General features: G+C 40.4%; 1 protein-coding gene and 1 pseudogene. Both read left to right on the top strand.

Annotated features, from left to right (window positions below; translation table 11 throughout):
- A pseudogene (locus H7254_RS08000) lies at positions 1 to 413 on the top strand (peptidase M28); the annotation flags it as partial.
- Between the two features lie 77 nt (positions 414 to 490).
- Positions 491 to 1,351, top strand: a complete 861-nt coding sequence (locus H7254_RS07995) for an alpha/beta hydrolase (RefSeq protein WP_301932471.1) — start codon at positions 491 to 493, stop codon at positions 1,349 to 1,351.
- Positions 1,352 to 1,506 lie beyond the last annotated feature (155 nt).

Below are 1,506 nucleotides of genomic sequence, written 5' to 3'. Positions count from 1 at the left end.
TGAATGAAAACTATAACCACCAGCACCAAAATGTACGCACCGAAAATGGTATTCAATATGGTGACTTGCTTGAGTTTATGGACTTTGAATACCTGCGTAAGAATGCTGCCATGAACCTGGCGAATCTTGCCAATCTTGCCAAGTCACCCGGCATGCCCGACTCTGTAAAGATTGAAGTTAGAAGGCTGTCGAACATGAGTTACCTGACCTGGCAGGCTCCCAAAGCCGGAACTGTTAAGGGTTATTATTTATTGATGAGGGAAACCACCAGTGCTATTTGGCAAAAGAAAATTTTTACAACGAAGACTGAAATGGTATTGCCATACTCGAAGGACAATTACTTTTTTGCGGTACAATCTGTATCGGGTGATGGTAATGAAAGCCTTCCGTTGGTTCCTTCGGTTGGGCGGTAACTTATAAAGATGTTAATGCTTTTATCCTAAATCAAATTGAACTTATTTTTAGAAATTATCAATTTTAATAAAGACACATGAACAGAATTGTAGCCCTGGTCTTTCTTTTTACAATTGCATTTAGTAGCTGTAATAAAGGAGTTGACGTAGTTAAGGAATCCGTACCGGCATTAAATATTAAAGATGTTGCATACGGATCGGACGCGGCACAAAAAATGGATATTTACCTGCCTGCAGGTCGTATTGCAACCACAACCAAAGTGCTTGTATTTATACATGGAGGTAGCTGGAGTAGCGGTGACAAAAGCGATTTTAATGAAGGCATTACAGCCATTTTACCAAAGCTTACTAATTATGCTATTGTTAATATAAATTATCGTTTGGCTAACAGTGGCACCAACCGGTTTCCCACACAAATGACCGACATACAAAACGCCCTTGATTTTGTAAAAAGTAAGGGTACAGAATACATGGTTGATGCTAGCAAGGTTGGGTTGATTGGTGCAAGTGCGGGTGCACACCTGGCATTGTTACAAGCTTATAAGTTTAATACCGATGGAAGAATAAAAGCAGTGGTTGATTTATTTGGTCCCACTGACTTAAACGACCTGTATTTTAATCATCCTTTTCCTACCGTGACCCAGCCCGTGCTGGTTAATTTTTTGGGTACAACTCCAACAATTAATGCAGCTTTATACCAACAGGCAAGTCCCATAAATTTCATTACTACCCAATCGGTGCCCACGCAAATATTTCATGGCGATCTTGATATCGTTAATCCCATTGGTCAGTCGCTGGCGTTGAAAGCGAAATTGCAGGCAAGCAATGTAAAGGTTGAGATGATTACTTATACAGGTGAAGGTCATGGCTGGATAGGCAGCAACCTGTTGGATACGTACAATAAAGCCGTAACATTCATCGTGCAAAACGTGCAATAATGGACCAGCTTACGTGGCATTGTAAAACGTTTGCTGATTTATCGAGTGCTGAAATTTATGCCATCCTTAGGTTGCGCAACGAGGTGTTTGTAGTTGAGCAAAATTGCATATTCCAGGATGCAGATAATATGGATCAGCACTGTTATCATTTAATG

Source organism: Ferruginibacter sp. (assembly GCF_014377975.1).
In the GTDB taxonomy this organism is placed as follows: domain Bacteria; phylum Bacteroidota; class Bacteroidia; order Chitinophagales; family Chitinophagaceae; genus Ferruginibacter.
Note: the sequence above shows the minus strand (reverse complement) of the source record. Positions and strands in the feature narration are given on the sequence as shown.